Below are 24,234 nucleotides of genomic sequence, written 5' to 3'. Positions count from 1 at the left end.
CCCCACTTGCACTATGCAATTTCTGGCGTGGCGGCCGATCGCGATTCGTGGTCGCGGCGCAAGGTTGAGATGTGGAATGCGGACGGCGAGACCTCTGCATGCCTTTTCTGCCTGCTATTTGTTTCAAGAGATCGAGCCGATTGACTGAACATGTAGCTATTCAATGTGCCGCAGCGGCTCTTGCGCGTTTCAACAAGACGCGCGTCCCTGTGGGGGCAAGTTTGGAGGTTGCCAGTTTGCGGTGCAGCGGCAAGGCCGTCGGATTGATTGTTCTCGTGTTGCTGTCCCTTGCAGGCTGCACGGCCCGTGAAGGCGCCCGCGTTCCAACCGGCGCAACCATCGTACCGACGGAAAACGCGCTCGTCCTGCCGCCGCCCGGCGGACCTGAGGTCCTGAACGTGGTCGAGCGGCGCTTCGGAAATGCCGTCGAGCAGGACGTCAACTTGCATACCTCCGCTTCGACACCCGGACAGAACTACCTCCGCGCCACATTCTTCGGACCTACGGGTGCCGGGCTCGATCAGAAGACAGCAGCCTATTCGGCCGTCCGCGCATCGGAAATGATGCGGGAGGCAGGGCGCGCCATTCCGGGCGTCCCCCTTACCCAGTCGCCCTATTTCCTGCAGAATAACTACGGTCCGTTCGGCTATGCCTTCGGGCGGCGCGGCAGCGACGCTTGCCTCTATGCCTGGCAGCAGATACGTCCGCCTGAAAGCCAGCGCTCGCCCCTGCGCAGCTATGGCACCATACAGGTGCGGCTGCGCCATTGCGCAACCGATGCGACGGAAAACGAACTGCTGAGTATCGTCTACGGCTATACGATCAGCGGCACCATCATCGGCGATCCGTCCTGGAACCCCTATGGGGCGCCGCCGGCGGTCGACGCAGGGCTGGGACGCACGGGCAGCCCCATCTACCGAACCGAGGTGCAGTCGGACCAGGCGCCTGCGCTCGAACGGCGGAGACGCGCCATTGTGACGGCTCCCGTTCGGGCGACGACTGCCGTCGAGAAACCTGAAGTGACGCGCCAGCCGGTCGTCGCGCCACTACCTTTGCCACAGCCAGGCGGAAGCCTGCAGAGCCCGCCGGGTGCCGGCGCGGCAGGCACCGTCGTGGTCCCCCCGCCGACTTGCGCACCAGAGGCAGGGACGGCCTGCCCTTAACAGGGTGCTAACTCGGGTCTGCTATGGGGCTCAACGGGACCGCATGGTCCGGTTTCTTTTGTAAACCATTGCCAGCGGCATGAACGCCGCTGTTGGAAGGCAAATGTATGAGTAAGGTCGCGACTCTGACCGCATGGGTTGTCATATCCCTTTGCCTGGTCACGCTCATCACGCTGCCCGTCAACATGCAGACGCAGCTGGTCGCAAGCGTCCTTGTCGTGACCTTCATGGCGCTCATCAAGCTTCTGGATGCTGGCGGCAAATGGCGGCTCGTCGCGCTCGCCTTCGGCAGCGCCATGGTGCTGCGCTACGTCTACTGGCGTACGACAAGCACCTTGCCGCCGGTCAACCAACCGGAGAATTTCATTCCGGGCTTCCTGCTTTACCTGGCGGAAATGTACAGCGTCGTGATGCTTGGCCTCAGCCTGTTCGTGGTCGCCATGCCGCTTCCGCCGCGGCCGTCGCGTTCGGCGACGCCGGGGAAATATCCGAAGGTCGACGTTTTCGTGCCCTCCTATAACGAGGATGCGGACTTACTTGCCAACACGCTCGCCGCGGCCAAGGGCATGGACTACCCGGCCGAGAAATTGACGGTCTGGTTGCTCGACGACGGCGCCACTTTGCAGAAGCGCAATTCCACCAATCTCGTCGATGCGCAGCGCGCTGCCGCACGACACAGGGAACTGCAGAAACTCTGCGAGGATCTCGGCGTGCGCTATCTCACCCGCGACCGAAACGAGCATGCCAAGGCCGGCAATCTCAACAACGGGATGCTCAATTCAAACGGTGAGCTGATCGCCGTATTCGATGCCGACCACGCTCCGGCGCGCGACTTCCTGTTCGAAACGGTCGGTTATTTCGAGGACGATCCGCGCCTTTTCCTGGTGCAAACGCCGCATTTCTTCCTCAACCCCGATCCGCTGGAGCGAAACCTCAGGACGTTCGAGAAGATGCCCAGCGAGAACGAGATGTTCTACGGCATCATCCAGCGCGGTCTCGACAAGTGGAACGCCGCCTTCTTCTGCGGCTCGGCGGCCGTCCTCCGGCGCAAGGCGCTGGAGGATACGAGCGGCTTCAGCGGCTTGAGCATCACCGAGGACTGCGAGACGGCCCTGGCGCTTCATGGGCGCGGTTGGAACAGCGTCTATGTCGACCGCCCCCTGATCGCCGGATTGCAGCCGGCAACCTTCGCCAGTTTCATCGGCCAACGCAGCCGCTGGGCGCAGGGAATGATGCAGATCCTGATGTTCCGCTTCCCTTTGCTCAAGGGCGGCCTGTCCATACCGCAGCGCCTCTGCTACATGTCGTCGACGCTCTTCTGGCTGTTTCCGTTTTCGCGGACGATTTTCCTGTTCGCGCCGCTTTTCTATCTGTTCTTCGACCTCCAGATCTTCACCGCCTCCGGCGGCGAGTTCCTTGCCTATACGCTCGTCTACATGCTCGTGAACCTGACGATGCAGAATTATCTCTACGGAGCGTTCCGCTGGCCATGGATATCCGAGCTCTACGAATATGCGCAGACCGTCCATCTGCTGCCTGCGGTCGTCTCGGTTCTGCTCAACCCGCGCAAGCCGACATTCAAGGTGACGGCGAAAGACGAGTCCGTCCTCGAAAGCCGGCTTTCCGAGATCAGCCGGCCGTTCTTCGTCATCTTCGCCGTGCTTCTCATTGCCACGGCGCTCGCCATCTACCGGGTCTATACGGAACCTTACAAGGCGGACATTACCCTCGTCGTCGGCGGCTGGAATCTCCTTAATCTGATCATGGCCGGCTGTGCGCTCGGCGTGGTTTCCGAGCGGGGTGAAAAGGCAGCGTCGCGGCGCGTGAAGGTCAGCCGACGCTGCGAGTTCTCGTTCGGCGAGCAAACCTACCCGGCAACGATCGAGAACGTTTCGGCGCATGGGGCGAGAGTCCAGGTCTACGGCCTGCCCACCGACGAACTCCTGATCGATGTGAAGGGAAAGATCCGCTTCCAGCCCTATAGCGGCGACGGCACCTTCGAAACGCTGCCGGTCAAAATCAGGAATGTCGAGACCGAGGGTGACTTGACGATCGTCGGCTGCCGCTATCTGCCGGAAGTCGCTCGCCACCACAGCCTCGTCGCCGATCTGATCTTTGCGAACTCGCAGCAGTGGAGCGAGTTTCAGCGCATGCGGCGCGGCAATCCGGGCCTGGTGCGCGGCACGCTCTGGTTCCTGTGGCTTGCCCTTTATCAGATGAGCCGCGGTCTGATTTATTTCTTCCGCAGCATCAAGACCGAAGGAGGAGCGAGTAGATGAAGCGCGCGCTCGCTCTCCTGATGGCGTTCTTGGCCGGTTCGCCGGCGGCTGCACAGCCCTCCCCCTTCGACATGTCCGGCGAGCGTCCCGCCGAACTGCGCGCCGCACCGCCGCTGGAAGCGGCGCCGCAAAGACGAGATGCGCAGCCAAGCTCCGACAGCCCCGAGGCAGACGCGCTCCGCCCGGCTGCAGAGCCCTTCAGGCGCTTCATCCTGCCGTTTCCGACATTGTCGCTTGCCGGCGAAGCGGACGAGCGCGCCTGGTCCATCTATCTGACGCCGGCGCAGGCGCAAGCCGGTCGTAAGCTGACCTTTGCCTATCAGAACGCGATCGTCGTCGCGCCCGAAGCATCGGTCCTGTCCGTCCTGGTGAATGGCAAGCTGGTCGGCGAAGGAGCGGTGCAGGCAGCCGACGAGCCGCACGAGCGCAGCTATGACATCCCGCCCGGCCTGTTGCGTACCGGCGAGAACGAGATCCGCTTCCGGGCAGGCCACCGCCATCGAACCGACTGCACGATCCAGTCGACCTACGAACTCTGGACAGAGATCGCCTCGGAGAGCGCCTTCATCACATTCGAGGGGGAGGAGCCCCGGGCGCTGAGCGCGATCGAAGACATTCAGGCGGTAGGCACGAACGAAACCGGGCGGACACAGTTCAATATCGTGGCACCTGCTCTGGAGCAGCCGAGCCGTGTGCCGATGCTGATGCGGCTGGCGCAGGGCGTCGCCTTGCTCGGGCGGATGCCGTCTCAATCGTTCGTCTTTAGCCGCGCCATGCCGGACCTCGGCAAGCCCGGCGAGCTGACGATTCTTGCCGGAACCGCAACGGAACTCCAGCCCCTCCTTCCTTCATTGCCCGCGGAGGCGGCGACCGGCACGATTGCCGCCTTCGCCGAAACCGGGACAGCACATGCGCCGGTTCTCGTCCTCAGCGGCCCCAATTGGACGGCCGTGGCGGCAGCGATCGAAACGATCACCGCGGCGACGGAGCGACCGTCGAACATCCCGCGCGACGTCATCCAGACGGAGCGCTGGCGGCTGCCACAAACGCCGCTGGTGTTTTCCGGCAAGAGCCTGCGCTTCTCCGACCTGGGCGTCGCGACGCGCGAGTTTTCCGGCCGGCGGTTCCGAACGGCCCTCCAGGTTGCTATCCCATCCGATTTCTATGCCGACGCTTATGGCGAGGCCGCCATCCTTCTCGACGCCGGCTATACGGAGGCGGTACGCCCCGGAAGCCGTATCGACATCTATGTGAACGGCAACATAGCCACGACGGTCGCCCTGGAAGCGTCAGCGGGCGGGATCCTTCGTCATCTTCCGATCAATGTGACCCTGCGGCATTTCCGGCCGGGGGCCAATCTCATAGAACTCGAAGCGGTCCTGCTGACCGAAGCCGACAAGATGTGCTCCCCCGGAATGGCCGCGTCATCCGAACCGCGCTTTGCCCTGTTCGACACGTCTGAATTCGCGATGCCCGATTTCGCCCGCATCGCACGGCGCCCGGATCTGGCGGCAACGTCCGGCTCGGCCTATCCGTATCGCGGGAGCGCCGATCCGGTGGCACTCTTCATCGATAGGACCGACGCCGACACGCTTTCCGCGGCTGGGACCTTCATCGCGAAGCTGGCCGTGGCCGGTGGCCGGCCGATGCAGATCGAATCGATCGCCGATCCGCTGGTGGCCGACGGCAGGCAAGCGCTGTTTATCGGCGCCATGCCGCAGCTGCCGACGATGGTGCTGACGCAGGCGGGGATCGACACGGTCAGCCAGGCGTCCTGGGGGAGCGCGAAGGACGTTGCCCAGGGGCGCAACACACAAACGGCGCTAGACGAATGGCAGACGCGGCTGAAGGGCGGCGGCTGGCGGAGCGCCATCGTCGATTTCGAGAGCTGGCTCAAGGAGAATTTCGACATTTCCTTGAATTCGCTGCGACTGATACCAGAGGCCGAGACGCCGTTCGTGCCGCCGGAAGCGGCGACCCTACTGGTGGCACAATCGGCCAATCCCGCAGAGAACGCCACCTGGACGGTGGTGGCAGCTCCTTCGCCGGCATTGCTGCGCGAGGGGGTGGCGGCGATCGCGGACACGTCCCGATGGAGCGATGTGTCGGGGCACATAGCGGTCTACGACCCCGTCGATGACAAGGTGAGCGCCACGCCCGCTCGCCGCTTCAGCCTCGTCGAGACGCAACCGCCGTCCTTTTGGAACTATCGCCTAATCGCCGCGAACTGGCTTTCGACGAACATTCTCTTCTATGCGGTACTGCTCGTCAGCCTTGCAGTCGTGCTCGGACTGGCCACGGCCGTGCTGCTCGGTAAACTGGGGCGCCGAACATGAGATACCTGTTGATATTCGCGGTCCTTCTGGGAACGCTGGTCGGGCCGGCCGAAGCGGATGAGAGGCAGGCAAGCGTGAAAGCCGACGCCTGGGCGCAGTACAAGTTGAAGTTTCTCGATCCGGACGGGCGCATCCTTGACGACGCCAATGGCAATGTCAGCCATAGCGAGGGACAGGGATACGGCCTGCTGCTCTCGTTCCTGGCAAACGAACCGGCCGATTTCGAGCAGATTTGGTCCTTCACCCGCCGCGAGCTTCTGTTGCGCGACGATGGACTCGCGGCCTGGAAATGGAGCCCGGACAACGACCCCCATGTCACCGACATCAACAACGCAACCGACGGCGACATCCTGATTGCCTATGGCCTGGCGCGCGCTGCCGAGCGCTGGGGCCGTAGCGATTATTCGCAGGCGGCAGCCACGATCGCCAGGGCCATTCTCGACAAGACCGTCGTCGAGCATGGCGGGCGCACGCTGCTCTTGCCCGGTGTCGCGGGGTTTTCAGCCGCCGACCGGGACGATGGCCCGGTCATCAATCCTTCCTATTGGGTGTTCGAAGCACTGCCCGTGCTCGACCGCCTGGTTCCTTCGCCGAAATGGCAGGCGCTCGCGGCGGACGGCAAGACCATGATCCAGGGCATGAAATTCGGACCACAGGACATGCCGGCCGATTGGGTCAGCGCCAAGACGACGCTCAAGCCGGCCGCCGGATTTCCGCGAGAATTCGGTTTCAACGCTTTGCGCATTCCGCTTTACCTCGTCCGCTCAGACCAATCAGATCGGGAGTTTCTTTCCAGACTGCAACGTGGGATGTCTGGACCGCAAGGCGAGCTTCTCACCCGCGATCTCCAAAGCGGGGCGGTGCGCGCGACCCTCACCGACCCGGGTTATCGGATTATTAACCATCTTCTGGCCTGTGTGCTCCAGGGCACGAAGGTGCCAGAGGACGCCAAGACGTTCCGCCCGACGCAATATTACCCATCGACCCTGCATCTTCTGGGGTTGTCTTTCGTGGAGGAAAAGCATCCGGAGTGCTTATGAAGTTTCCAGTCATAGCCTTCGCAGGTGTCACCGCAACGGTGATCGGCATCGCCGGCATCGCCGACGGCGGCCATCTGCGCAAGGGACTTGGAGACCTCATCGCCAGTGCCGCACCGGAACTGGCGATTCCCTTCAGTGACGCCGGCGACAGCAAAACGGGCGTGAGAGAGCCAGGTTCGCGGGACGTCGCCCAGGCGGAGACGCCGTCAGAAGCAGAAATCCCTCCGGCTGACAAGCCGCCGGCCGTGGACGAATCGGCGCTGCGCTATTTCGCCAGCCAGGGCGACACGGCCCGCCTGCAGGCGGAGATTTCGCGTCTGAGAGCGCTCTATCCCAATTGGACCCCTCCCGAGGATCCCTTGGCAGTTCCGCGCAACAAGGACGTGCAGCTCGAATCCATGTGGCAACTCTATTCGGAAGGCCGCTACGCGGAGGTTCGCAAGGCGATCGCCGACCGGCAAACGAAAGAGCCCGGTTGGCAGCCGCCTGCCGACCTCCTCGAGCGCCTTGATGTCGCCGAGGCCCGGGCGAGGCTCATCAATGCCTCCGATCTCAAACAATACGAGACCGTCATTCAGGTCGGGGCGAGCACGCCCATCCTGCTCACCTGCAGCGAGGTTGACGTGCTTTGGCGCGTCGCCGAAGCTTTTTCGGAAACGAAGCGCCAAGGACGGGCACGCGACGCCTATCTCTACATACTCAGAAACTGCGATAGCGAACCGGAGCGGCTCGCGACGCTGCAGAAGGCAGCAGCCCTCCTGCCCTATGCCATGGTCCAGGAACTGCTTTCCTACGAGAGACCGAACGCATCCGGAACCCTGGAGTTCGAAAGCATCCGTGACGACCTCGCCCGCCGTTTCGTTGCCGAGGGCGAAGGCGACGCAACGCTCGCCGTCGACCCGAAATACCTGCAGCGGGTCGAAAGGCTGGTCGAGACGCAGGCAACGGCCTCGGATGCGCTGCTGCTCGGCTGGTATCACTTGCGCCGCAAGAACATGAGCGCGGCGGAGCAATGGTTCAGGCGTGCGCGCGACAAGCAGGATTCGGCGTCGGCATCGCAGGGCCTGGCGCTGACCTTGATCGACCGTAAGGCGCCGGAAGAAGCCGAGAAGGTGCTTTATCCCTGGCGGGATGCGTCGGCCGACGCTCGCGCAACCTATATGGCCGCGACCGCCAATCTGCTGGCGATTGAACCGCCGGTGGTTCTCACGGGTGAAGTCCTTCAGCGCATAGCACAGGAGACCGTCAAGGCGCGCGATCCGGCAACCGCGCAGCAGTTCGGCTGGTATGCCCGCGCGCTCGGACAGCCGCAGACGGCCCTTCAATGGTTTTCGACGGCGCTCCGTTGGAAACCGGATGACGAACCGTCCGCCTATGGCCTGGCGCTCACCCGCCATCAGCTCGGCGACACGGCCGGCACGGCCGATATCCAGCGGCTCTGGGCCGGCCGCTCGGAGCGGATCGCTCGTCTCGCGGAGCCGGAAAAGCCGGCGGCGCCCGGTCCGCTTCCGGCCCCGCCGGGACAGGTCGCGCAGCCGAACGCAGTGGAAGGCAGTCAGCCGGCCGTTTCCGCCATCCGCCGACAAGACGGCTCGCCCGCGCGGGTCGCCACCTCGCCGCGTCAGGTCGTGCGAAGGACGATCGGTTGCCGTGAGACCCTTGACCCGACCCGCCTGTCGCCGCAATCGGCGTTGGCACGGGGATGGTGCCTGATGGACATGAACCGTCCGTTGGAAGCCGCCGAGGCTTTCGAGGTTGCGCTCCGTGCTCCCGCTTCCGCCGTCAGGGAGGATGCCGCCTACGGCCAGAGCCTGGCCTATCTTCGCGCCGGGTTGACGAGCAAGGCGGCCGTGGCCGCGACGAAGTCGCCGCAAAGCCGTGCCCGCGTGGCCGAACTGCAGACCGCCATACTGGCAGACCGGGCAATCGCCGCCTTCGATGCCGGCCGCTACCGCGAGACCCTGATATTCCTCGATCAGTTGCGGCGGATTTCCACGGAGCGTACCGACCTGATGGTGCTGCGCGGCTATGCCTACCTCAACCTCAACCGCTTCGCCGAGGCGAAGCGAATCTTCGAAGCAGCCGCCGCAACCGGCAACCCGGACGCACGGCGCGGTCTTGCCGACGTCACCAGGGAGCAGGAGGTCTGGCCCAACAAGTAGTAGGCGATTGCTCCTCTAAAGCGCCATGCGCCCTTGAGGATGCACAAAGGACGCTGCAAGTCTTCGAAACTACGCATCGTGCCTTCCAAAAGTCGGGGCCAATTTTAAGGCTGCTGCGCTAGGCTTCGTCCATGGCCGCCCTACTTGCTTAGCAGGACGTCACGAACAAAGGTCGCGCCATGCTCAAGTGGGCTCTCATTTTCCTGGTCATATCGCTGATAACGGGCTTCCTTGGTTTTTCCGGCATCTCCGCGGCGACGGCCGGGATCGCCAAGATCCTGTTCTATCTGGCGCTCGCCATATTCCTGCTCTTCCTGATCCTTGCCCTGCTCGCCGGCAGCGCCGTCGTGTAGGCCTCATCTTGCCCAAGGCCCTTCGGAGATGCACAAGGCAGTCTGAAGGTTTCGGGCATGGGGGATAAGATGCTGAGGTTTTCGCGGAGAGCCGACCAGGATCCGGTCAAAGTCGCCAGCCGAACTTTGCAGATCGCTCTCGCGCCGGGATCGGCTGCAATCGCGCAGCCTTCCCGGCTGCCAACGCTTGCCGCGACGGCGGCGACGGTGGCCGTTCTCTATTTCGCCAGCGAAGTGTTTCTGCCGCTGGCGATCGCGATCCTGCTTACGTTTGCGCTGGCGCCCGTGGTTTCGCGGCTCAGAAGAGCCGGCTTGCCGCGCTCGGTCGCGGTTATCGGTACTGTGGCGACAGCCTTCCTGTTCCTTTCCGCATTCAGTGTCATCCTGGCCCTGCAGGTCAGCGAAGTGGCGCAGAATCTCCCCACCTACCAGTACAACATTATCGAGAAGATCAGGGTTCTGAAGGAGGCGGGATCGGAAAGCCGCATCTTCGAACGCATCAGCCGCGTCGTGGAAAGGATCAGCACGGAAATCAGCCGGCCGAGGGCCGAAACGCCCGTATCCCCCGCACCGGAACCGGGGCAAAAACCGCTTCTCGTTGAGATATTTTCTCCTGAGCGCCCGATCGAAACGCTCAGGAATATCATCAATCCCCTGCTCGGGCCTTTGGCCACGACCGGTCTGGTCATCGTCGTCGTGATTTTCATGCTCTTCGAAAGGGAGGACCTGCGCGACCGCTTCATCCGGCTTGTCGGTTATGGCGATCTGCACCGCACGACCGAGGCACTGCAGGATGCCGCCGCGCGGGTCGGCCAGTATCTGCTCATGCAGCTGGTGGTGAACATCACCTACGGGATACCGCTGGCGCTCGGCCTCTGGCTGCTCGGCATACCCAATGCGATCCTCTGGGGAATGCTCGCCATCGTGCTGCGTTTCGTCCCCTATATCGGCCCCGTCATCGCCGCTGTCCTTCCGCTGTTTCTCGCCTTCGCAGCCGCTCCGGGTTGGAGCCTGCTGTTCTGGACGGCGGCTCTCTTCATTGTCCTGGAACTCCTAAGCAACAACGTCGTCGAGCCCTGGCTCTACGGGTCGCGGACCGGCCTTTCGCCGCTCGCGATCATCGTCGCGGCGATTTTCTGGGCTTGGCTCTGGGGGCCGGTCGGCCTCGTGCTGTCGACGCCGCTCACGGTTTGCCTTGTCGTGCTCGGCCGCCATGTCCCGCAGTTCGAGTTCCTCGAAATCCTGTTGGGCAACGAGCCGGTGCTGGACCCCAAGGAACGGCTCTATCAACGACTGCTGGCCGGCGATCCGGACGAGGCGACCGACAACGCCGAAGAAATGCTCGAGGAGAAATATCTCGTCGAATTCTACGACACGGTCGCAATTCCCGCTCTGCTGCTCGCTGAGCACGACCGCACCCGGGGCGCCTTGTCCGAGCCGCAGGTGGCTCAGATTGCCCAAAGCGCCCGCACGCTCGTCGCCAATCTCGAGGAAATCGCCGCCGAAGAGGAAGAAGAGGACGAGGAGGATGAGGCTGGCGAAAACAACGGCGAAGGAGACGATCAGGGCGACGACTATGACTTGCCTCTCGGAGACGGAAAATCCGTGCTGTGCATCGGGGGACGCGGCGAACTCGACGACGTAACGGCGGCGATGCTCGCCCAGGTCATCCGCGTCCAAGGGGCGGACGTCGCTTCCGCCAGCTATCAGGACTTGAAGCCCGGGACCATTCGGGCGCTTCCCTTCCAGGGGCGCAATGCAATCCTCGTGAACTTCCTCGATCAGGAGTCACTTCGCCACGCCAAGTTCATCGTGCGCCGGCTGAAACGCATCGCGCCGATCGCCCGCATCGGCATCGTGCTCTGGCGGGAAGACGGCGCGCCGAGCGCCGAACTGGTCGAAGAGTTGCAGGCCGATTTCGTTGTCTCCGCGATCTCCGACGCCGTCCGTGAGGCGCTTTCGGAGGAGGTGGCGCGGCCATTGAAGGCCGTACGCGCAAAGATCGCCCGCCGCCACCAGGCACGCAGGCGGCGAGGTTCGACTGCGGAGCAAGCCGCTCTCGCCGACCGGGATGCGGGATAGAGGCCCGCGGACGAGGCGAGCAGAAACTCGCATCCGCAGAGCAAAAAGCGTATAAACTTCATAGCTGTATCCGGAGAGCGTCCAAAGGCCGGGAACGTTCCGACGGCGCTGGAGTTCTGAACCGGGAAGAACCTGGAGCAAGGCCATGGAACAGATGAATGCGCGCAAGCTGGCAGACGAATATCTGCGCCTCGGCGGCCACCGCCGTGTGGTGATCGACGACAACGTGACGTCGATCCGGAACTGGGAGCCAGAGCCGGACGAGGCCGAGGCATTCTGGAAGACCAATGTGGAAACGCTCAGCCCTGAGCGGCAGCGGGAAGTAGAGCTCTTCTTGCCCACGATCAATCGCGCGTGAAGAAGTCTGGTCCTCCTCCAACACTTGGAACCGAAAAACTTCGTTCGGGATTGTAGCTGGAGAACCGCATCCATCGGCTAGTGGATGCGGCAGCGGAACCACGGACATGAACATCGCTCAGGAAGTCACCGAATTGACGCTCGCTGGCGCCGGCGAATGGTGGACGCAGCTTCGCGGCCAGTCGCCCGTCGTCGCGACGGCCATCCACAACGGTCATGCGATGCGCGACGCCGCGAAGCGCCTCTGCGGGCTTACCGAGGAGGAGCGCCTTCGCGAGGAGGACCCCTTTACCGAATTCATCGTCCGCGACGTACCGAACCGGATCGTCGTTCACCGGTCTCGTTTCGAGGTCGATCTCAACCGGCCGCGCGATGGCGCCATCTACATGCGGCCGGAACAGGCCTGGGGTCTCAACGTCTGGACGGGCGAACTGCCGAGCGAAATCACCGAAACGTCGCTGGCCATGCACGACGAATATTACGCCATGCTGAAATCCTATCTCAGCGGCATCGAGCGCTGCCACGGGCGCTTCGTCGTCCTCGACGTGCATAGTTACAACCACCGCCGCGCCGGCCGCCAGGCAAAGCCGACGCTGGCGGCTGAAGCGCCGGACGTCAATATCGGCACCTTTTCCATGGACCGGAAAAAATGGGCCCCGGTTGTCGATCGCTTCGTAGAAGCTGTCCGGTCCTTCGACTTCCCCGGCGGCCGCCTCGACGTCCGGGAAAACATCGCCTTTCAGGGCCGCGGCTACCAGGCGCGCTTCATCCACGAACAGTTCCCGCAGACGGGCTGCGCCATTGCCGTCGAGTTCAAGAAGATCTTCATGGAGGAATGGACCGGAGAACCGTTCGCCGAAACGCTTGGCGCGCTCCGGCAACTGCTCGCTTCGACGCTGCCCGTGCTCGCCGAAGCCTTGGAGGCGGAGCGATGAAGTCGGCAAGCGCACCCGTCGCTGTGAAATCGAGGCAGCCGGATTGGCTGACCGAAGCGCTCGCGGCAATCGAAGCGGGCAAGGCGGTGAGGAAGGAACTGCCGGACGGCGGCCGCCTTCATATCGATCGCCCCCTCCCCTTTCTCTGCGTCCATATCTCGGACGTCGACCACGCTCCCGTCGCGCGCGAAATCACCCAGGCGAACGCTTCCTATCTTCTCGCGCCAGACGGCCCGACCGCCGAACTGATCGTCTCGGCCGTCGGGGCGCTTCTCGAGCGCCGCTTCGGTGCCTTCATGGTGCTCGAAATGGGGGAACTTGCCTCTGACGAGTTGCTCACCGACAAGGAACCGTTTCTGCCGCCCTTCACAATCGAAGTTACCGCGGAAAAAGCAGGCCCCATCCGTGCAGCCGCACGTGCCTTCATCGCCGCCATCGAGGCGATCCAGGTCAAGTTCCGCACACCGCGAGTCGAAGTCCACAACTGGCCCGACGGGCGAACTGCGGCCGGTGCGCTCGACATGGCCTTTCCGTTGATGCGCGTGCGCTTTGCGCCGGTCTATCGGCAGCAGGAGTCGGGCAACATCTACCCGGAGCTGCGCGAGCGTCTGATCGCAACGATCTTCGATGCCGGCCTGCATGCCTTTGCGGCTTTCGCCACTTCGACGGGGAGCCTGACCGCCTCCACCCATCGCGCGCTGGGGCGGAAGGCCTTTGTCGACGCCGTCGTGCGCACCGACCGCTGCATCGACGAGGTGGCCTCGACTTTCGACTTCCTGCTTGCCGTCACGCCGATCAACGCGGAGGCCGCCTGGAGCGAGTTTGCTGCCAGCGGTTTCGATCGTGCGCCGCGCTTCCTCTATCGACCGTTGACCCTGCAGGTGGAAGCGGCCAAGCGGAAGCTCTTTTCCATCCCCTTCGAGCACCTCGAGGATCCGGTGCTCTATCAATTGTACCGGGAGAAGCAGCAGGAGCTTGATCTGCAACTCTCGATCCTTTCCGCACGGGAAACGACAAAGTTCATCGAATTCGGTCGGGCCCTTTACGGCCCCGTGGAGGCCGAGCTCCTGCGGGTGGCCGAGGCTATCCTCGCCGTCAGCGACAGTGGCGCAAAGAAGTGCCGCCATTCCGCATCTGCGATCCGAGCACCGGCGGACTGCCACTTCGTCGAAAGACGCGCGCGCGAAATGATCGCCGAATATCAGCGCCGCTGCAGCGACTTCGAGGCGCGCGTCGAAGTGCGGGATGACCTGCCCTCCGGCCTGCTCGTCTCGGGCCGGCGATTGCTAATCTCGCGCAGCACGCTGATGCCGATCGATCGCGTCGAAGCGATCCTCAGCCACGAGATCGGCGTTCATCTCCTGACCTATTTCAACGGCTCCGCCCAGGGGCTGCGCCTGTTTCGCTCGGGTCTTGCCGGATACGAGGGCATGCAGGAGGGGCTGGCGGTCTTCGCAGAATATCTGTCCGGCGGCATGACCAGCGAACGGCTACGCCTGATCGCTGCGCGCGTCGTTGCCTGTGGCGCCATGCTCGACGGGGCGTCGCTACCGGACACTTTTCGGCTGCTCGCGCGAGAACGCAGCCTGCCGGAGGCGGATGCCTTCAACGTGGTGTTGCGCGTCTACCGCGGCGGCGGCCTGGTCAAGGACGCCATCTATTTGCGAGGGCTCCTGCAACTGCTTCACCATTTGGCCGATGGCGGAGCTCTCGAACCCTTCTGGATGGGAAAGATCGCGGCCTCGCATTTCAGGGTCATGCAGGAGCTCAGTGCCCGCGGACTGCTAGGGGGCCCGGCGGTGCGTCCCATGTTCATCGACCATCCGCAAACCCCGGCGCGACTTGAGAGAGCGCGATCGGGAATGTCCCCGCTCGACCTCTTGGACAGCTAGGAGACGCCCATGCGCATCGCCTTTTTCGTCAACTCCATCGAGGGCGAGGCGACGTTTTATACGACGACGTCGCTGGCTCTGGCTGCGCTCTCGCGCGGCCACGAGGTTTGCTATGTCACGCCCGGAGACTTCGTACTTCGCCCGGACGACAGCCTGCTCATCCGCGCGACGACCCTGACCGGTTCGAAACCGAAGAAGCCGGAAACTCTGCTCGCGAGCCTCAGAAGCGCGCAGGAAAAGGTCAGTACCATGGAGATAAGCGAGGTGCAGGTGCTCTTCCTTAGAAACGACCCCTCCGAGGACGCCGACCGGCGCCCCTGGGCGGTCTATGTCGGGACCAATTTCGGACGGCTTGCCGCGGCCCGGGGCGTAATCGTCGTCAACGATCCGGATGGCCTGGCGCTGGCGCAGAACAAGCTCTACTTCCAGGGCTTCCCGGAGGTGGTGCGACCGACGACGATGATCTCCAGGAGCATCGAGGAAATTCGTGCCTTCATCGACGACCACCCGGACGGCGTGATTCTGAAGCCGCTGCAGGGATCCGGGGGCAAGAATGTGTTCAAGATACGATCCAAGGACGAGGCCAATCTCAACCAGATCTTCGAGGCGGCAAGCGGGACCGGATATCTGATCGCGCAGAACTACCTTCCGGATGCGGTCGGCGGCGACATTCGGCTTTTCCTGATGAATGGGCGGCCGCTCGAGCGCAAAGGCGTCTATGCCGCCTTCCGACGCGTACCGGCAAAGGGCGATGTCCGCTCGAACCTGCACGCCAGCGGCACTGCCGAACCGGCGACCGTCACACCGGAAATTCTCGCCATCGCCGAAAAGTTGCGGCCCAAACTGATCGAGGACGGCATGTTCCTGGTCGGCCTCGATATCGTCGGCGATCGGGTCTTGGAGGCCAATGTCTTTACCCCTGGCGGACTTCCCGAAATCGAAGCGGCTCACGGGGTGGACTTCGGCGAGGACATCATCGTGGCGTTGGAGGAGAAGGTGCGGCTGCAGCAACTCTATCAGGGCGCACTCCCCAATCGCACTCTGGCCACACTGTAACAAGGTACCAGAGCCCTCCCGCACGATTTTGGGATGAATTTCGGTGGATTGAACCCGAAGGTGCGGAAATGTTAGTTTACAAAAGTAATATTATATGATTTTTTCTCGACAGCTGCACGGAGAGCAGCTTTCTTTGGGAGGAAATCATGAAATTCGTGAAGGCACTTGCTAGTGCAACGATCCTTGCTGCCTGCACTTTCGGCAGCGCATCTGCCGCCGATCTCGTCGTCGGCTTTTCCCAGATCGGATCGGAGTCCGGCTGGCGCGCTGCCGAGACCACGCTGACCAAGCAGCAGGCCGAACAGCGCGGCATCGATCTGAAATTCGCGGATGCGCAGCAGAAGCAGGAAAACCAGATCAAGGCGATCCGCTCCTTTATCGCCCAGGGCGTCAACGCCATCCTTCTCGCACCGGTGGTCGCAACCGGTTGGGACGAAGTCCTGCAGGAAGCCAAGGACGCGGAAATTCCGGTGATACTGCTCGACCGCACGGTCGACGCGCCGAAGGAACTCTATCTGACGGCGGTGACCTCCGATCTCGTCCACGAGGGCAATGTCGCCGGCAAGTGGCTCGTCGATACGGTGGCGGGCAAGTCCTGCAACGTCGTCGAGCTCCAGGGTACGACAGGCTCCTCGCCGGCCATCGACCGCAAGAAGGGCTTCGAAGCGGCACTCGCCGGAAAGGACAATCTGAAGATCGTCCGCAGCCAGACCGGTGACTTCACCCGTACGAAGGGCAAGGAAGTGATGGAAAGCTTCCTGAAGGCTGAAGACGGCGGCAAGAACATCTGCGCGCTCTATGCCCATAACGACGACATGGCCGTCGGCGCCATCCAGGCGATCAAGGAGGCCGGCCTGAAGCCCGGCAAGGACATCCTCGTCGTCTCGATCGACGCCGTGCCCGACATCTTCCAGGCCATGGCCGCCGGCGAAGCAAACGCCACGGTCGAGCTGACGCCGAACATGGCCGGCCCCGCCTTCGACGTGCTTGCCACCTATCTGAAGGATGGCAAGGAACCGGCGAAGTGGATCCAGACGGAATCGAAGCTCTACACCCAGGCCGACGACCCGATGAAGGTCTATGAGGAAAAGAAGGGCCTCGGCTACTGATCTCGCTTGCGGCCCGCGCGCTACGTTCGCGCGGGCCGCAATGTTCCGTGGCGCCTCACCGGTCTCCGCGGAAAGAACGCCTGATCCTTGGCGAGGAATGGCGCGTGACGTCCCGAAACGGGCGTTACGCTGTCTTCCAGTGCAGAGACAGTTTCATGCAGACCAGCAACGACAATATTCTCTCGGCCGTCCGGATCGAGAAGGGCTTTCCCGGAACGAAGGCTCTCGACAAGGTCGATTTTCACCTCAGGCGCGGCGAGGTTCATGCGTTGCTCGGTGAAAACGGTGCCGGCAAATCGACGCTCATCAAGTGCCTGACCGGCGCCTATCGGCGGGACGGCGGCAGCATCCTGCTCGATGGCGAAGAGATTGATCCCCGCGATACCTTTGACGCCCAACGACTCGGCATCGGCACCGTTTACCAGGAGGTCAACCTCCTGCCGAACCTGAGCGTCGCCGAAAACCTCTTTCTCGGCCGCCAGCCGCGCCGCTTCGGCATGGTCGACACGCGCACCATGAACCTTAAGGCCCGCGAACTGCTTGCCGAGTACGAGCTCGACCTCGACGTGACGCGCGACCTCGCAAGCTATTCGGTGGCGATCCAGCAGGTCGTGGCGATCGCCCGCGCAGTCCATCTGTCCGGCAAGGTGCTGATCCTGGACGAGCCAACGGCGAGCCTCGACGCGCACGAGGTCGCTATGCTCTTCCGCATCGTCCGGCGCCTGAAGGCGCGCGGGCTCGGCATCATCTTCATCACCCATTTCCTTGAGCAGGTCTACGAGATCTCCGACCGCATCACCGTGCTGCGCAACGGTCATCTCGTCGGTACCCGCGAGACGTCGGAGCTCAACCGGCGCGACCTGATCGCCATGATGATCGGCCGTGAGCTCGCAGCCGAGATTCATGCTGCGCGCATCGAGACCGCCGAGGGCCGGATGCGCTACCGGTTCCGGAACTATGGCCGCCGCGGCCGTATCAATCCTTTCGATCTCGACGTCCGGGCCGGCGAGGTGGTCGGCATCGCCGGCCTGCTCGGCTCGGGACGCACCGAGACGGCCGAAGTGCTTTTCGGCGCCCACCGCGCCGACAGCGGCACCGCCGAGATCGACGGCCAGACGGTCGATCTGTCGTCGCCGCGGGCGGCCATCCGCCACAAGTTCGGTTTCTGCCCGGAAGACCGCAAGACGGCCGGTATCGTCGGTGATCTGTCGGTGCGCGAAAACATAGTGCTCGCCCTGCAGGCAAGACGCGGCTGGACGCGGCCGCTCTCGCGCGCCGAACAGAACCGGTTGGCCGACCAGTATATTCGGGCGCTCGATATCCGCACCGCCGACCGCGAGAAGCCGATCAAGCTCTTATCCGGCGGCAACCAGCAAAAGGCGATCCTCGCCCGCTGGCTTGCGACCGAACCAGAATTCCTGATCCTCGACGAACCGACGCGCGGCATCGATGTCGGCGCGCATGCCGAGATCGTCAGGCTGATCGAAAGCCTGCGCGAAAAAGGCCTGTCGCTGATCGTCATCTCCTCCGAAATCGAGGAGCTGGTCGCCTATAGCTCGCGTGTCGTGGTGCTGCGCGACCGCAGTCACGTCGCCGAGCTCGGCGGAGACCGTATTTCAGCGCATCAGATCGTCGAAGCGATCGCAGCGGCAAACGAGCGGGAGGCATCGTGACATCGACCGTGCGGACCTATCTTGGCAGGCTGCTGCCGCAATTGATCGCGCTGGCAATCATTATCGCTGCGATTTCAATCATTTTTCCAGGTTTCCTCAACCTGCAGATCCAGAATGGCCGACTTTACGGCAGCCTCATCGATATCCTCAATCGCGGCGCGCCCGTGGTGCTGCTGGCGATCGGCATGACGGTGGTCATCGCCACCAAGGGCATCGATCTCTCGGTCGGCGCCGTGATGGCGATCTGCGGCGCGGTCTCCGCCTCGCTGATCACCTCCGGCCATTCGCTGGCCGAAACGCTGCTCGTCACCCTTGCCGTCGGCGTGCTCTGCGGGGTTTGGAACGGCATTCTGGTCGCCGTCCTCGATATCCAGCCGATCATCGCCACCCTCGTGCTGATGGTCGCCGGACGCGGCATTGCCCAGCTCATCACCGAGGGCGCCATCCTCACGTTCAACGATCCCGGCCTCATCTTCATCGGTAGCGGCTCCTTCCTCGGCCTGCCGATGCCGGTCGTCATCTGGCTAGTCTTTGGCATTCTCGTCGCGCTCGTCGTCCGGCAGACGGCGCTCGGCATGCTGGTCGAAGCAGTCGGCGTCAACAGGGAGGCGAGCACGCTCTCGGGCGTCTTCACGCCGGTGCTGCTGATCGCGGCTTATGTTCTTTCCGGCCTATGCGCGGCGATCGCCGGCGTCATCGCCGCCGCCGACATCAAGGGGGCCGACGCGAACAATGCCGGGCTCTGGCTGGAGCTCGACGCGATCCTCGCGGTCGTGGTGGGTGGGACATCGCTGCTCGGCGGCCGTTTCAGCATCGCCGCATCGGTGCTCGGCGCGATCATCATCCAGGCGATCAACACCGGTATCCTCCTGTCTGGCTTCCCGCCGGAATTCAACCTGATCATCAAGGCGGCGATCATCGTCTTCATCCTGGTGCTCCAGTCGCCGCGTTTCCGGGCCGTCTTCACCTTCGTGAGCATGCCACGCGCAGCCGGCAGACCGACCGAGCGAGAAGCAAAATGAAGCAGAAATATCTTCCGCTTACGGCGACAATCCTCATCTTCCTTCTGAGCTACGCGCTCTGTGTCGCTCAATACCCGAACATGCTTTCGACGCGGGTGATCGGCAATCTGCTGACCGACAACGCCTTCCTCGGCATTGCCGCCGTCGGAATGACCTTCGTCATTCTCTCCGGTGGCATCGACCTCTCGGTCGGCGCGGTGATCGCCTTCACCGGCGTCTTCCTGGCGGTTGTGCTCGAACAGACCAGCATCCACCCGCTTGCCGCTTTCGCCCTGGTGCTCGCGATCACGACGCTCTTCGGGGCGCTGATGGGCGCGATCATCCATCATCTCGAAATGCCGGCCTTCATCGTCACCCTTGCCGGAATGTTCCTCGCCCGCGGCATGGCCTTCGTGCTGTCCATTGATTCCATCCCGATCAAGCACCCGTTCTATGCGACGCTGAAGAGCTTCTACTTTAAGCTGCCGGGCGGCGGACGGATCACCCTGATCGGCGGCCTGATGCTGCTTGTCTTCGCGGTCGGTATCCTCATTGCCCACCGCACCCGCTTCGGGACCAATGTCTACGCGCTCGGCGGCGGCACGGCGACGGCCAAGCTCATGGGCGTTCCGGTCGCCAGCACGACCGTCAGGATCTATGCGCTGTCCGGGCTGCTAGCCGGTCTCTCCGGCATCGTCTTCTCGCTCTACACCTCGGCAGGCTATTCCCTTGCCGCCGTCGGCGTCGAACTCGATGCCATCACTGCGGTCGTCATCGGCGGAACGCTGTTGACCGGCGGCTCCGGTTTCGTTGCCGGAACGCTGGTCGGCATCTTCATCCAGGGCCTCATCCAGACCTACATTACCTTCGACGGTACGCTTTCGAGCTGGTGGACCAAGATCCTGATCGGCCTGCTGCTCTTCGCCTTCATCCTTCTGCAAAAGGGGATCATCCGCCTCTCCCGCCCTGAGCGGCAGCACGCATGACGAGGTGGAGGGCCGACTGAAATGCCGTCGTCGGGTTTCGGCCACCAACCGGGCAAGCGGACCAGCCATCGGCTCGTGGTCGACGAGCTTGGCCAGGCGATCATCTCCGGTCACTTCGCCGTCGGCGAGACGCTACCCGGCGACACTGAACTCGCGGCACGCTTCAACGTCTCCCGCACGGTCCTGCGCGAAGCGATGAAGACGCTGGCCGCCAAGGGCCTCGTCGTGGCCCGAGCGCGGATTGGCACGCGCGTCATGCCGCGGGCCAACTGGAACCTGTTCGACGGCGACGTGCTCACCTGGCATTTCAGCGCCGGCGTCGACGAAGAGTTCCTTCGCCATGTCAGCGAGGTGCGCCTTGCGCTCGAGCCCTATGCGGCAAGCTTGGCGGCCCGCCGCGCAACGGATGCCGATATCGCCTGGATGATGCGGCTTGCCGTGGCCATGGGGGATGCGGGTCACAGCGGCCGGACACTGGCGAAGGCAGACCTCGAATTTCACCTGCGGCTACTGGAGGCCTCGCTCAATCCTTTCATGCGATCGGTCGGGAGCCTGATTGAAGCCGCACTGGTCGGCGTCTTCCGGCTCACCAGCCCGTCAGCCGATGACGCCGAAATCGACCGGGTCGCCATGGCGCATATTCGCATCGTCGAGGAAATCGGCCGCCGCAACGAGGAAGGCGCACGCATCGCCATGGAGCACGTCATCCGGATTGGCCAGGAACGGCTGATCCTGGACCTCAGGGCGCAGGATAGCCTGGAGTAAATTCCAGAGATGGCTGGTGGCCCCTCATCCCGCCTGCCGGTCACCTTCTCCCCGCAGGCTGGGCGAAGGAGACTCGCGGCACGCGTACAATCGCCCTCTCTTCAAAAGGTGCTGTGGACACCGGGCGGCGCGGCTTTCCCTTGTCCCCGTCACAACGGGGAGAAGGTTGCGGCAGCGGGATGAGGGGCAGCGCGCGGCAAAAATCGGAGGTTCGCGCGCCCGCCTTCGCCCTCGATCCGCTTCCCCGTGTCGACTTCGAAAAGATGCAGTTGCTGCGGATCGATAGCCAACCCGATGACGTCGCCGCCCTTTACCTCTCCGCGCCCGGTCTCGACCACAGTCAATTCGGGCTGCGTCGCGGCGGTGACATAGGTGGCCGAGCCGGTCGATTCGACGATGCCGACCGGTATGTCGAAGGCCCCTTCGCCGGCTGCAACGATCCTGACATGCTCCGGGCGGATGCCGACGGTGACTGAAAGGCCGGGCGCCAGGCGAGCGGCAAGCGACAATCTCGCCCGCGTCCTGCCGAAATCGAGGATTGCGTCCGCCCCACCCTCCCCGACGATGGCCGGGATGAAGTTCATCGCCGGCGAGCCTATGAAACCGGCAACGAACCGGTTGGCAGGCCTGTCATAAAGATCGAGCGGTCGCCCCTGCTGCTCGATGACGCCATCGCGCATGACAACGACGTGGTCGGCCATGGTCATCGCCTCGATCTGGTCGTGCGTCACATAGACGGACGTGGCGTGGAGCCGGTCGTGCAGTGCCCGGATCTCCTTGCGCATGTGGACGCGAAGGGCTGCGTCGAGGTTCGAAAGCGGCTCATCGAACAGGAAAGCCTTCGGATGGCGGATGATGGCGCGGCTCATCGCCACGCGCTGGCGCTGGCCCCCGGACAGCTCCCGCGGGTAGCGCTTCATCAGGTGCGAAAGGCCCGTCGTCGCCGCCACCTCTTCGGCCGCCTTGCGGGCTTCGGCCTTCTTCACGCCGCGAATACGCAGGCTGTAGGTGAGGTTCTCCTCGACCGTCATGTGCGGGTAGAGCGCGTAGGACTGGAACACCATCGCGACGTCGCGCTTGCGTGGCGGAACGTCGTTCATCCGCTGGCCGGCGATCTTCATCTCGCCTGTGCTGATCTTCTCGAGGCCGGCGAGCGAGCGTAGCAGGGTGGACTTGCCGCAGCCGGACGGGCCGACGAGGGCGACGAAGGTGCCCTCCTCTATCGCGAGATTGATGTCCTTCAGCGCATGGAAGGCACCATAATATTTGTTGACGCCATTGAGCTCGATCTGGAGGGTCACTTGAGGGCTCCCGAGGTGAGGCCGGAAACGATGCGGCGTTGCAAGAGGACGAAGGCGGCCAGAATGGGCGTCACATAGATCGTCGCATAGGCCATGATGTTGTTCCATTCATTGGTGTTCGGCCCCATGAAGGAGTTGAGCCCGACGCTCGCCGGCTGCAATTCCACCGCCTGGATCATCGATTTCGAATAGACGAACTCGCCGAACGCCTGCATGAAGATCAGGATGGCGCTGACCAGGATGCCGTTTCTGGCAAGCGGCAGGACGATGTTGAAGAACGCGCCGATGCGCGAATTGCCGTCGACCAGCGCCGCCTCTTCGAGCTCCATCGGAACACTCATGAACGTCGCCCGGACGAGCACGACGAAGAAGGGCATGCTTTTCGCAGCGATCGCCAGGATGACGGCAAACCGCGGCGTGTCGAGCAGGCCGAATTGCGAGAAGCCGACAAAGATCGGCGTCACCATAAGCGAGGCGGGCAGCACCTGGAGCATCAGGATCAGGAACAGGCCGATTTCCACCCAGACATTGCGGTAGCGCGCCAGCACATAGGCGCAGCCGACGCCGAGCACCGCGATCAGCGAAACGGCGCCGAAGGCGATGACCAGCGAGTTCCACAGATAGCGCCCCATGTTGCGGCTTTGCCAGACGTCCGCGTAGATGTTCCATTGGGGATCGCTCGGCAGGAATTTCGGCGGTGTTGCGAACATGGCCGAACCGGTTTTCAGCGCAGTGGTGTACATCCAGTAGAGCGGAAAGAGGTAGATGGCTGCCAACACCAGCGCGACGGCAAACATCAGCCGATTGCGGAAGGTATCGCTCATCCTCGGACCTCGTGGCGGGTGGAGCGCACATAGACAATGGAAGCGAGCATCACGAAGACGATCATGATCACAGAGATCGTCGCCCCCTTGGCAAAATCGTACTGCCGGAATGAAAGGTCCCAGGCCCAATACTGCGTGACGTTCGAGGAGTTGTTCGGCCCGCCCGAGGTAATGCCTGCGAAGAGATCGAATTGCTGAAGAGTGAAGATCAGGCCGAGCGCGATGATGGCGCCGATCGTCGAACGCATCATCGGCAGGGTGATCGTGAAGAAGCGCTGCAATGCGTTCGCTCCATCTAGCTCGGCCGCTTCGAAGAGATCCTTGGGGATGCCCGACAAACCGACCGAAAGCAGGATCATGTTGAAGGAGGTGCCGAGCCAGATATTGGCGATGATCACCGCCCAGAGCGAATAATGCGGATCGGAGCGCCAGAAGATATTGCCCTCGATGACGCCTATCTCCCGCAGGAAGAAGTTGAGCACGCCGAAATCGCCGGAGAGAATCCAGTTCCAGACAGCGCCGACGACCAGACCGGGCATCACCCAGGAGACGAGAAAGAGGCCGCGCATCCAGGACGCTCCCGGAAAATTCATCCAGAAGAACAGGGCGAGGCCGAAGCCGATGAGGAACTGGCCGGCGATCGAAGCGCTGACGAAAAGCGCGGTATTGACGAGGATGGGCCGGGTTTCGGGCTGCGCGAACAGGTCGACGTAATTCTTGAAGCCGACGAAAGGCCGGGCGAAGGTGCCCAGGCTAAACATGTCCACTTCCTGAAAACTCATCACGACGTTGTAGACGAGCGGCAGTCCGGACATGACGAACAGGAAGGCGAGCGGCAGCAGAACGAGGCCGATGTCGAAGCCTTTTCCGTCCGTAACACTGGCTAGTATTCTCTTCATTGGCTTTTCCCCCATCCCGGG

Annotated in this window: 19 protein-coding genes; 16 read left to right on the top strand and 3 right to left on the bottom strand. The window is 63.1% G+C overall.

The window, feature by feature from the left end; genetic code table 11:
• The first annotated feature begins 236 nt into the window (after window positions 1-236).
• The 16 genes from bcsN to ATC00_RS25615 all read left to right on the top strand — a co-directional run bounded on the left by bcsN (window position 237) and on the right by ATC00_RS25615 (window position 21,189).
• Window positions 237-1,163, top strand: coding sequence for a cellulose biosynthesis protein BcsN (bcsN, locus tag ATC00_RS25685; protein WP_064254936.1), 927 nt, complete (start codon window positions 237-239; stop codon window positions 1,161-1,163).
• 107 nt (window positions 1,164-1,270) lie between these two features.
• Entirely contained in the window at window positions 1,271-3,442 is a 2,172-nt protein-coding gene (bcsA, locus tag ATC00_RS25680) for a UDP-forming cellulose synthase catalytic subunit (RefSeq protein WP_064254935.1), read from the top strand.
• A complete protein-coding gene (locus ATC00_RS25675; protein ID WP_064254934.1) occupies window positions 3,439-5,778 on the top strand; it encodes a cellulose biosynthesis cyclic di-GMP-binding regulatory protein BcsB in 2,340 nt (779 codons plus the stop codon). Before bcsA ends, ATC00_RS25675 begins: the two co-directional genes overlap by 4 nt.
• The gene (locus tag ATC00_RS25670; RefSeq protein ID WP_064254933.1) at window positions 5,775-6,818 is read left to right on the top strand and encodes a glycosyl hydrolase family 8; all 1,044 of its coding nucleotides are present in this window, start codon (window positions 5,775-5,777) and stop codon (window positions 6,816-6,818) included. The genes ATC00_RS25675 and ATC00_RS25670 overlap by 4 nt, the downstream gene beginning before the upstream one ends.
• A complete protein-coding gene (locus ATC00_RS25665; RefSeq protein ID WP_064254932.1) occupies window positions 6,815-8,980 on the top strand; it encodes a tetratricopeptide repeat protein in 2,166 nt (721 codons plus the stop codon). The genes ATC00_RS25670 and ATC00_RS25665 overlap by 4 nt, the downstream gene beginning before the upstream one ends.
• Window positions 8,981-9,159: 179 nt before the next feature.
• The gene (locus tag ATC00_RS30595; RefSeq protein WP_018237251.1) at window positions 9,160-9,333 is read left to right on the top strand and encodes a DUF1328 domain-containing protein; all 174 of its coding nucleotides are present in this window, start codon (window positions 9,160-9,162) and stop codon (window positions 9,331-9,333) included.
• A gap of 69 nt (window positions 9,334-9,402) precedes the next feature.
• On the top strand, window positions 9,403-11,415 hold the full coding sequence (locus tag ATC00_RS25660) for an AI-2E family transporter (protein WP_064254969.1): 2,013 nt from the start codon (window positions 9,403-9,405) through the stop codon (window positions 11,413-11,415).
• Between the two features lie 145 nt (window positions 11,416-11,560).
• A complete protein-coding gene (locus ATC00_RS25655; RefSeq protein ID WP_037425578.1) occupies window positions 11,561-11,773 on the top strand; it encodes a hypothetical protein in 213 nt (70 codons plus the stop codon).
• A 106-nt stretch (window positions 11,774-11,879) separates the two neighbouring features.
• A complete protein-coding gene (locus ATC00_RS25650; protein WP_064254931.1) occupies window positions 11,880-12,707 on the top strand; it encodes an N-formylglutamate amidohydrolase in 828 nt (275 codons plus the stop codon).
• Entirely contained in the window at window positions 12,704-14,599 is a 1,896-nt protein-coding gene (locus tag ATC00_RS25645; protein WP_064254930.1) for a flavohemoglobin expression-modulating QEGLA motif protein, read from the top strand. The genes ATC00_RS25650 and ATC00_RS25645 overlap by 4 nt, the downstream gene beginning before the upstream one ends.
• A gap of 9 nt (window positions 14,600-14,608) precedes the next feature.
• Complete coding sequence (locus ATC00_RS25640; RefSeq protein WP_064254929.1) at window positions 14,609-15,655, top strand: glutathione synthase; 1,047 nt, start codon at window positions 14,609-14,611, stop codon at window positions 15,653-15,655.
• A 146-nt stretch (window positions 15,656-15,801) separates the two neighbouring features.
• Window positions 15,802-16,764, top strand: coding sequence for a galactofuranose ABC transporter, galactofuranose-binding protein YtfQ (ytfQ, locus tag ATC00_RS25635; protein ID WP_064254928.1), 963 nt, complete (start codon window positions 15,802-15,804; stop codon window positions 16,762-16,764).
• A gap of 155 nt (window positions 16,765-16,919) precedes the next feature.
• Window positions 16,920-18,437: a galactofuranose ABC transporter, ATP-binding protein YtfR gene (gene ytfR / locus ATC00_RS25630; protein WP_064254927.1), complete on the top strand. Its 1,518-nt coding sequence runs from the start codon at window positions 16,920-16,922 to the stop codon at window positions 18,435-18,437.
• Window positions 18,434-19,459: an ABC transporter permease gene (locus ATC00_RS25625; protein ID WP_064254926.1), complete on the top strand. Its 1,026-nt coding sequence runs from the start codon at window positions 18,434-18,436 to the stop codon at window positions 19,457-19,459. The genes ytfR and ATC00_RS25625 overlap by 4 nt, the downstream gene beginning before the upstream one ends.
• A complete protein-coding gene (yjfF, locus tag ATC00_RS25620) occupies window positions 19,456-20,424 on the top strand; it encodes a galactofuranose ABC transporter, permease protein YjfF (protein ID WP_064254925.1) in 969 nt (322 codons plus the stop codon). The genes ATC00_RS25625 and yjfF overlap by 4 nt, the downstream gene beginning before the upstream one ends.
• A gap of 21 nt (window positions 20,425-20,445) precedes the next feature.
• The gene (locus tag ATC00_RS25615; protein WP_064254924.1) at window positions 20,446-21,189 is read left to right on the top strand and encodes a FadR/GntR family transcriptional regulator; all 744 of its coding nucleotides are present in this window, start codon (window positions 20,446-20,448) and stop codon (window positions 21,187-21,189) included.
• A gap of 149 nt (window positions 21,190-21,338) precedes the next feature.
• Here ATC00_RS25615 and ATC00_RS25610 read toward each other — a convergent pair whose 3' ends face one another.
• From ATC00_RS25610 to ATC00_RS25600, 3 genes are read right to left on the bottom strand one after another with little or no spacing between them, the layout of a single operon-like run.
• Window positions 21,339-22,490, bottom strand: coding sequence for an ABC transporter ATP-binding protein (locus ATC00_RS25610; protein WP_064254923.1), 1,152 nt, complete (start codon window positions 22,488-22,490; stop codon window positions 21,339-21,341).
• Window positions 22,487-23,314 carry a carbohydrate ABC transporter permease gene (locus ATC00_RS25605; protein WP_064254922.1) on the bottom strand — a complete coding sequence of 276 codons (828 nt, stop codon included), beginning with the start codon at window positions 23,312-23,314 and terminating at the stop codon, window positions 22,487-22,489. The genes ATC00_RS25610 and ATC00_RS25605 overlap by 4 nt, the downstream gene beginning before the upstream one ends.
• Entirely contained in the window at window positions 23,311-24,213 is a 903-nt protein-coding gene (locus ATC00_RS25600) for a carbohydrate ABC transporter permease (protein ID WP_064254921.1), read from the bottom strand. The genes ATC00_RS25605 and ATC00_RS25600 overlap by 4 nt, the downstream gene beginning before the upstream one ends.
• Window positions 24,214-24,234: the final 21 nt, after the last annotated feature.

Source organism: Sinorhizobium americanum (assembly GCF_001651855.1).
Lineage (GTDB): Bacteria > Pseudomonadota > Alphaproteobacteria > Rhizobiales > Rhizobiaceae > Sinorhizobium > Sinorhizobium americanum.
This window is presented reverse-complemented; position numbering and strand designations above follow the sequence as displayed.

Excerpts from the sequence above, each read along its gene's own strand:
- bcsA (WP_064254935.1), top strand. The coding sequence starts at position 1,271 with ATGAGTAAGGTCGCGACTCTGACCGCATGGGTTGTCATATCCCTTTGC.
- ATC00_RS25675 (WP_064254934.1), top strand. The coding sequence starts at position 3,439 with ATGAAGCGCGCGCTCGCTCTCCTGATGGCGTTCTTGGCCGGTTCGCCG.
- ATC00_RS25670 (WP_064254933.1), top strand. The coding sequence starts at position 5,775 with ATGAGATACCTGTTGATATTCGCGGTCCTTCTGGGAACGCTGGTCGGG.
- ATC00_RS25665 (WP_064254932.1), top strand. The coding sequence starts at position 6,815 with ATGAAGTTTCCAGTCATAGCCTTCGCAGGTGTCACCGCAACGGTGATC.
- ATC00_RS30595 (WP_018237251.1), top strand. The coding sequence starts at position 9,160 with ATGCTCAAGTGGGCTCTCATTTTCCTGGTCATATCGCTGATAACGGGC.
- ATC00_RS25660 (WP_064254969.1), top strand. The coding sequence starts at position 9,403 with ATGCTGAGGTTTTCGCGGAGAGCCGACCAGGATCCGGTCAAAGTCGCC.
- ATC00_RS25655 (WP_037425578.1), top strand. The coding sequence starts at position 11,561 with ATGGAACAGATGAATGCGCGCAAGCTGGCAGACGAATATCTGCGCCTC.
- ATC00_RS25650 (WP_064254931.1), top strand. The coding sequence starts at position 11,880 with ATGAACATCGCTCAGGAAGTCACCGAATTGACGCTCGCTGGCGCCGGC.
- ATC00_RS25645 (WP_064254930.1), top strand. The coding sequence starts at position 12,704 with ATGAAGTCGGCAAGCGCACCCGTCGCTGTGAAATCGAGGCAGCCGGAT.
- ATC00_RS25640 (WP_064254929.1), top strand. The coding sequence starts at position 14,609 with ATGCGCATCGCCTTTTTCGTCAACTCCATCGAGGGCGAGGCGACGTTT.
- ytfQ (WP_064254928.1), top strand. The coding sequence starts at position 15,802 with ATGAAATTCGTGAAGGCACTTGCTAGTGCAACGATCCTTGCTGCCTGC.
- ytfR (WP_064254927.1), top strand. The coding sequence starts at position 16,920 with ATGCAGACCAGCAACGACAATATTCTCTCGGCCGTCCGGATCGAGAAG.
- yjfF (WP_064254925.1), top strand. The coding sequence starts at position 19,456 with ATGAAGCAGAAATATCTTCCGCTTACGGCGACAATCCTCATCTTCCTT.
- ATC00_RS25615 (WP_064254924.1), top strand. The coding sequence starts at position 20,446 with ATGCCGTCGTCGGGTTTCGGCCACCAACCGGGCAAGCGGACCAGCCAT.
- ATC00_RS25605 (WP_064254922.1), bottom strand. The coding sequence starts at position 23,314 with ATGAGCGATACCTTCCGCAATCGGCTGATGTTTGCCGTCGCGCTGGTG.
- ATC00_RS25600 (WP_064254921.1), bottom strand. The coding sequence starts at position 24,213 with ATGAAGAGAATACTAGCCAGTGTTACGGACGGAAAAGGCTTCGACATC.